This window comes from Rhizobacter sp. P2_H2, assembly GCF_056403375.1.
In genome coordinates this window covers 1-6,412 of sequence record NZ_JBFUFP010000234.1, presented here as the reverse complement: position 1 = coordinate 6,412, position 6,412 = coordinate 1, and the positions used below count along the sequence as shown (strand labels likewise).

Annotated in this window: 10 protein-coding genes and 1 pseudogene; 7 read left to right on the top strand and 4 right to left on the bottom strand. The window is 68.4% G+C overall.

Features of this window, described 5'->3' with window-relative positions:
* Nucleotides 1-661, top strand: a 661-nt coding sequence (locus tag AC1D15_RS14230) for an SDR family NAD(P)-dependent oxidoreductase (RefSeq protein ID WP_477826499.1), incomplete at its 5' end; no start/stop codon positions are given.
* Nucleotides 662-683: 22 nt separating this feature from the next.
* Here the strand turns inward: AC1D15_RS14230 and AC1D15_RS14225 are convergent.
* Nucleotides 684-1,103: a hypothetical protein gene (locus AC1D15_RS14225; RefSeq protein WP_477826498.1), complete on the bottom strand. Its 420-nt coding sequence runs from the start codon at nt 1,101-1,103 to the stop codon at nt 684-686.
* Between the two features lie 130 nt (nt 1,104-1,233).
* On the opposite strand from AC1D15_RS14225, the gene AC1D15_RS14220 reads away from it, so the two are divergent.
* On the top strand, nt 1,234-1,692 hold the full coding sequence (locus tag AC1D15_RS14220; RefSeq protein WP_477826497.1) for a hypothetical protein: 459 nt from the start codon (nt 1,234-1,236) through the stop codon (nt 1,690-1,692).
* A 22-nt stretch (nt 1,693-1,714) separates the two neighbouring features.
* Here AC1D15_RS14220 and sugE read toward each other — a convergent pair whose 3' ends face one another.
* The 3 genes and pseudogenes from sugE to pdxR form a co-directional block, all read right to left on the bottom strand.
* Nucleotides 1,715-2,032 carry a quaternary ammonium compound efflux SMR transporter SugE gene (sugE, locus tag AC1D15_RS14215; RefSeq protein ID WP_477826496.1) on the bottom strand — a complete coding sequence of 106 codons (318 nt, stop codon included), beginning with the start codon at nt 2,030-2,032 and terminating at the stop codon, nt 1,715-1,717.
* A 1-nt stretch (nt 2,033) separates the two neighbouring features.
* On the bottom strand, nt 2,034-2,492 hold the full coding sequence (locus AC1D15_RS14210; RefSeq protein WP_477826495.1) for a carboxymuconolactone decarboxylase family protein: 459 nt from the start codon (nt 2,490-2,492) through the stop codon (nt 2,034-2,036).
* Between the two features lie 97 nt (nt 2,493-2,589).
* Nucleotides 2,590-4,011, bottom strand: a pseudogene (gene pdxR, locus AC1D15_RS14205) (MocR-like pyridoxine biosynthesis transcription factor PdxR).
* Here pdxR and AC1D15_RS14200 point away from each other — a divergent pair.
* The 5 genes from AC1D15_RS14200 to AC1D15_RS14180 all read left to right on the top strand — a co-directional run.
* The gene (locus AC1D15_RS14200; RefSeq protein WP_477826494.1) at nt 4,010-4,558 is read left to right on the top strand and encodes an FMN-dependent NADH-azoreductase; all 549 of its coding nucleotides are present in this window, start codon (nt 4,010-4,012) and stop codon (nt 4,556-4,558) included. The pseudogene pdxR and the gene AC1D15_RS14200 sit on opposite strands and share 2 nt — an antisense overlap.
* A complete protein-coding gene (locus AC1D15_RS14195; protein WP_477826493.1) occupies nt 4,555-5,112 on the top strand; it encodes a 2OG-Fe(II) oxygenase in 558 nt (185 codons plus the stop codon). Before AC1D15_RS14200 ends, AC1D15_RS14195 begins: the two co-directional genes overlap by 4 nt.
* Nucleotides 5,109-5,624: a hypothetical protein gene (locus AC1D15_RS14190; RefSeq protein ID WP_477826492.1), complete on the top strand. Its 516-nt coding sequence runs from the start codon at nt 5,109-5,111 to the stop codon at nt 5,622-5,624. Before AC1D15_RS14195 ends, AC1D15_RS14190 begins: the two co-directional genes overlap by 4 nt.
* A 6-nt stretch (nt 5,625-5,630) precedes the next feature.
* The gene (locus tag AC1D15_RS14185; protein WP_477826491.1) at nt 5,631-6,074 is read left to right on the top strand and encodes a hypothetical protein; all 444 of its coding nucleotides are present in this window, start codon (nt 5,631-5,633) and stop codon (nt 6,072-6,074) included.
* Nucleotides 6,071-6,412 (top strand): hypothetical protein (locus AC1D15_RS14180; protein WP_477826490.1); only part of this gene is annotated, 342 nt, incomplete at its 3' end. The genes AC1D15_RS14185 and AC1D15_RS14180, both read left to right, overlap by 4 nt.

The following is a 6,412-nucleotide window of genomic DNA, read 5'->3' as shown; positions in this document are numbered from 1 at the left end:
GATGTGCACGCCCCGCACCGATGTGCTGCCCACCGGCGAGCGCCTGCGCGTGCTGCCGCTCGACGTGACGCGGCCCGGCAGCATCGCCGCCGCCCTCGACGCCGCCGGGCCGATCGACGTGCTGGTGAACAACGCCGGCGTCGGGCTGTTCGGCGCGTTCGAGGTGACGCCGATGTCGACCGTGCGCGACATCTTCGAGACCAACACCTTCGGGATGATGGCAATGGCGCAGGCCGTGCTGCCGCAGTTCCGCAGCCGCCGCGCCGGGCTGGTGATCAACGTGACCTCGACCGTGACGATGGTGCCGATGCCGCTCGTCGCGGCCTACACCGCGAGCAAGACGGCGATCCAGGGCTTCAGCACCTCGCTCGCGCTGGAGCTGGAGCCGTTCAACGTCCGCGTGAAGCTGGTTGAGCCGGGGTACGGGCCCGGCACGCGCTTCACCGAGAACGGATCCGAGCGTATGCAGGGGTTGATCCCCGAGGCCTATGCGCCGTTCGCGCAGGCGATCTTCGCGTCGCTCGGCAACCCGGGCGCGGTGACCACCGCGGCCGATGTGGCCGACGCAGTGTGGCGCGCCGCGAATGATGCGAGCGGGCGGATGCGCTACCCGGCGGGTGCGGATGCGGTCGCGCTGGCCGGGCGGGTCGGTCTCAGCTGAGCGGCACTACAACGTCGACCAGTCACTGATCGCGCGGTGCAACTGAGCGCACCGCGATGTGCGCGCCGAGCACCGCCGTGGGAATCACGGTAGCCAGCGCGAACAGGTTGAACCACAGCGGCTGGTCGCCCCAGAAGAGCAGCCCGAAGGCCAAGCCGAGCACGCCAACCGCAAACCCGTTGAAATAGGGATAGCGCTTCGCCAGTCGTGCTGCGACAAAACCGTCGGCCATCGTCGTCAGGCTGCCGAAGACGATGTTGAACAGCAGGAAGCTCGGACTGCTGGTGACCGCCGCCAGGTCTTGCGACACCTGCTCGGCGGAGCGGCCGGTGACGGTGACCTCGTCGCTGTGCATCAACAGCAGCCCGATGCCGAGCAGCATGTCGAGCCCGATCGTCAGCAGGAAGCCGAGCGCCACCGCCTTGGCGTTGATGCGGCTCACTGGGTGCGGGCCACGAAAAGCGGCGCGGCGGGTAGCGCAAGAAGCAGGGGAAGGGTTCTCAAGGCGGACTCCACGGACGAAGACCGCGTATTCTGCCCGCCGGGCACCGCGCCATGACCGATGAAACCGCATGAATCCCTATCACCCGCCAGAAGCCTCTCTCACCATCGAGCCGGTACCACGCCCCCAACGACCGCGTTTGCTCAAGGTCGGCATCGGGTTGCTGGCATTCGAGATGATCGGCAACCTTCTGCTGACTCTCGCTCATGTCTGGTTGCTCAAGCACTACCGGCCTGCCGAAGATTACTCGTCCTTGGTGGTCGCCTCGTTCGGCGTCGTGCTGTTGGAAGCACCCCTTCTATGGCTACTGGCACGCGGGGCCAACTGGGCGCGGTATGTGGCCGCCGTGTTGATTGCGTCACCCCTGTATGGCTATGCGTCCAGGTTCCCGCTTTCCGAGGTTACCGACGCCGTCGCCTACGAACTCGCCCGGGACGGAATCGGTCTCGGCCTGATGGTTGCTGGCTGTGCCCTGTTGTTCACACCCAGCGTGGCGAAGTGGTTCCACCAGGTCCGAACCTTGCGATAACGACCGCCATCGCCATTCGACATCAGTCGACGACCAGCTTCAGCCCGATCACCCCGGCCAGGATCAGCGCGATGCACAGCACGCGCAGCGGTGCCGCCGAGTCGCCCATCGCCGCAATCCCGACGATCGCCGTGCCGGCTGCGCCGATGCCGGTCCAGACCGCGTAGCCGGTGCCCATCGGCAGCGTGCGCATCGCGAGCGACAGCAGCACGACGCTGGTCAGCCCGGTAGCCACCGTCAGCAGCGACGGCATCAGCCGCGTGAAGCCTTCGGACGACTTCATGCCCCAGGCGAACGCGATCTCGAGCAGCCCCGCGATGACGAGCAGCAGCCAGGCCATGTCAGGCCGCCTGGGCCGCTGCGGCGGGGGTCGCGCGGAACGCGACGCCGAGGCGGTTGAAGGCGTTCATCAGGCCGATGGCGTAGGTGAGGTCGGCCAGCTCCTTCTCGTTGAACTCGGCGGTGGCGGCCCGGTACTCGGCATCGGGCACGCCGGTGTCGGCGACGCGGGTCACGGTCTCGGCCCATGCCAGCGCGGCGCGTTCGCGGACGCTGAACAACGCGCCGCCTTCGCGCCATCCCGGCACCAGCACCAGCTTGTCCACGGCGAGGCCTGACTTCAGCAAGTCGCGCGAATGCATGTCGATGCAGAACGCGCAGCCGTTGATCTGCGAGACGCGCAGGTAGACGAGGTCGATCAGTTCCTTCGGCAGGCCGCTTTTCTGGACGGCGGTGTAGACGCCGAAGTAAGCCTTGTAGCCCTCGGGGGCAGCCTTGGCGTAATCGAGGCGGTGGCTCATGACGATCCTTGCATGTCGTGTGATGGAAAGACGCCATCGTGCGCCGTCTTGGCCCACCCCAGAATAGCCAAGAATTGCCTTGCCGACTGGGCCATGATCAGAGCAGGTCGACGATGCGCCTCGCGAGGTTCTCGGCAGTGCGCCGCGAATCGATGTTCGTGAAGCCGAGCAGCAGCGCCGGCGGGCCGTCGCGGTCGAAAGCCCAGTCGGTCAGGGCCTCGGCGAAGAGACCGGCCTCGCGCATGCGCGTCGACAGCTTGCGATCGGAGCGCCGGGCCTGCAGCCGCAGGATCAGGTGCATGCCGCCGGGTTGCGGGTCGATGCGCAGGTGCCGGCCCAGCACGCTCTCGAGCCCGGCCACGGCGGCTTCGCGGCGCTCGGCATAGAGCCGGCGCATGCGCTGGATGTGGCGCGCGAAATGGCCTTCGGTGATGAAGGCCGTGACGATGGCCTGGCTCAGCTGCGGGCTGCCGCCTGCGAAGGCCTGGCTGATCTGCTCGAAGCGTTCGACCAGCGCCGGCGGCACGACCAGCCAGGCCAGCCGCAGGCTCGGGAACAGCAGCTTGCTGAAGGTGCCGGCGTAGAGCACGCGGCCGTCACGGTCGAGGCTTTGCAGCGCGGGCAGCGGGCGGCTGACGTAGCGGAACTCGCCGTCGTAGTCGTCCTCGACGATCCAGGCCTTGCTGCGCGCCGCCCAGTCGAGCAGCGCCAGCCGCCGGGGCAACGCCAGCGATACGCACAACGGGGCCTGATGAGACGGCGTGACGATCGCGCCCCGCGCGCGCGGGGCGCGCCGCAGGCCTTCGTCGACCACGATGCCGTCGGCATCGACCGGCACCGGCGCGGCCGTGATGCCCATGTGCTGCAGCAGCTCGCGCGTGGGCGGGTAGCCGGGGTCTTCGAGCCAGACGCGGTCGCCGGCCTTGAACAGGGCCTGGCCGATCAACTGCAGAGTGTGGCGGTAGCCGGTGGTCACGAAGACCTGYGACGGCGAGCAGCTGACGCCGCGCGACAGGTGCAGGTAGGCGGCGATCTCGGTGCGAAGCGCCGGCAGGCCGTACACCGAGGGATGCGCCATGTCGATGGGCTGCATCGCGCGCACGCAGCGCGCGCCCAGGCGCGCCCAGATCTTGCGCGGGAAGGCATCGAGGGCGGGCAGGCCCATCTGGAACGGCAGCGTGGTGTCGGGCCGGAAGCTGGGCTCGGCCGGGCGGGGGCTGGCAGGCGCTGGCGTTTGCGGCAGCGGCGCGCGCGGCTTCAGGTCGGGCGAGACGACGGTGCCGGCCTGGCCGCGGGCCTGGATTTAGCCCTCGGCGACCAGCAGGCCGTAGGCCGACTCGATGGTGCCGCGCGCCAGGCCGAGCTCTTTCATCAGCGCGCGGGCTGACGGGATGCGGTCGCCGGGCTTCAACACGCCGGCGGCGATGGCGGCACGGAAGCGGTCGTAGATCTGGCGGTAGTAGGGCTCGGCCGCCGAGGGGTCCAGGGGCGGGAGGGTGCTGGCGGGCGGGGCATTCATGCGTCCATCATGGACCGGCGACGGCAGCCTGCCACATGTCGACGCGAACTACGCGCAGGCGCAGCACTCGGCCACGGCCGAGGTGTCGCCGCTCGGGGCCATCGCGCTGTCCGATGTGCTGATCCGGGAGCTGGAGCGCGCCGACGTGCTGGTCATCGCGACGCCGATGCACAACCTGGGCGTGCCGTCGGCGCTGAAGGCGTGGATCGACCACGTGGTGCGGGCGCGGCGGACCTTCAACGTGACGGCACAGGGCAAGGCGGGTGCATTGCGCGACCGGCCGGTGTTCATCGCGATCGCATCGGGCGGGCGGTTCTCGGGCGAGCACGCGCGCCAGCCGGATTTCCTGACGCCGTACCTCAGGCTGATCCTGGGCACCATCGGGCTGCACGACCTGCGCTTCTTCTCGGTGGAAGGCACCGGTGCCGGGCCCGAGGCGGTGGAGGCGGCGCGGGTTCATGCGGAGCGGGCGCTGGCGGAACGCTTCTCCTCTCCGATTGCGAGACAATCCGGCCCCGAGCATCCCAGAGACCCAGGAGCACAGTGACCCTCCATCGCCTTGGCGCCGGCGTCTTCACGATCCCGGGCTTCCTGACGCCCGAAGAATGTGCGAGCTTCATCGCGCGCAGCGAGCGCATCGGCTATTCGGAAGCGGCGATCCGGACTGCCGACGGCGACCTCGTGTACAAGGATGCGCGAAACAACGATCGCATCATCTTCGACGACGGCGAGCTGGCCGGCTCCCTCTTCTCGCGCGCCGGTGCATTGCTGCCGGCCGAACTCGACGGCTGGTGCCTCAGCGGCTTCAATGAGCGATTTCGCTTTTACCGGTATGACCAGAGCCAGCAGTTCACCTGGCACCTCGACGGCACGGTGAGGCTGGGGCCGGATCGCGAGAGCGTCCTGACTTTCATGATCTACCTCAACGATGACTTCGAAGGCGGGAACACCGACTTCGGCTGGGAAACCGTCAAGCCCGTGCAAGGCATGGCTCTGGGCTTCCCGCACCGGCTGCGCCACCAGGGGGCGATGGTCCGCTCCGGCATCAAATACGTTCTTCGGACTGACGTCCTGTATCAACAGACACCCTCAAGATCATGAGAATCCTTGCCCTGTCGACACTTGTCGCAGCCCCGTTGCTCGTGGCCTCCAGCGCATTCGCGGCCGACCTGGTCCTCACGATGAACTCGTACGGCCCCGTCCAGATCGGCATGCCCATTGCGCAGGCCCATCAACTGCTGACCAAGCTGGGGCGCAAGAACCTGCCCAACCCCAAAGGCGTCGCGAAGGTCGGCTGCAGCTACTACAGCGCGTCCGAAGAACTCCGGTTCATGACGGAAGACCAGAAGATCGTGCGGATCGAGACGCGCGAGTCGAACGTGGTCACGCCTTCGGGCATCCGGGTGGGGTCGAGCCTCGACAAGGTTCGGCGCTCGCTGGGCTCGCGCATCGAGGAGGGCCAGCAGCACGCCTCCAACGATCCGAACAACCGCAGCATCGTGCTCGTTTCGGGCGACAAGCAGTTCGCGATCCGGGTGGACGGCAATCAGGCTGTCGCCGAGATCTTTGCCGGGGCGGAGCACGCGATACGGGCTGCGCCCGCCTGCTCCTGAGGCCCCATGAACCGTTCCGCACAGATCGCTTCGTTCTGCGTCGTCGCAGCCGGGCTGGTCTGCGCGGGCTTCTACCTGACGGGCGCCGTCGCCGGCCGCGTGGACCCACGGGTCTTCGGCCTCACCGCCCTTGCGGCCCAGGCGCCCATCGCGCTCCTGGCCTGGGGCGTCCCATCCGCCATCTGCTGGTTCGTGATCGGCTATGGCACGCGGGGCCGGCAAGTTCGCCTGGCACTTGTCGGCGCGGGCATCGAAGCGCTTGTTCTGGCGGCTGACTGCCTGCTCTCCCCCGGAGGCGGCACCTGGGCCGCAGAGCTTCGGGCCACGGCCGTGGTGCTTCTCTGGCCGGTAGCGGCCCTGACACTCGGCGCCGTGTGCGGTGCGGCGCTCGGGGCCAGGCTGAGGCACATCGCGGATCGCAGATTGGGGCTGGGCGCCGCTGCGCCATGATCCTCCTCGCCCACTTCAGCGCCGTCATCCGCGCTGCGCTCCGCCTGCTGTGTCTGTGCGCAGGTGCCTGGTTGGCAGCCCTCGTCCCGGCCGTTCACTCCGCCAACGTCAGCCGGGCATCGAACGCCGCCATCGGTTACCTGCCCGACATGGCCCCGGGTACCGGCATCTCACTCGCGGCTCTGCTGGCCGTCCTGGTTCTCGTGGTCCTGGTGGTGATCGAGCTGTGTCGCGCATGGGCCTGGGGAAGAAGGCCCCTGGCATTGCCCTCGTACTTCGTGCTGGGCGTGGCGGCAACGTGGCCCATCGGCGTTGGAATGCACGGCATCCTGTGGGCC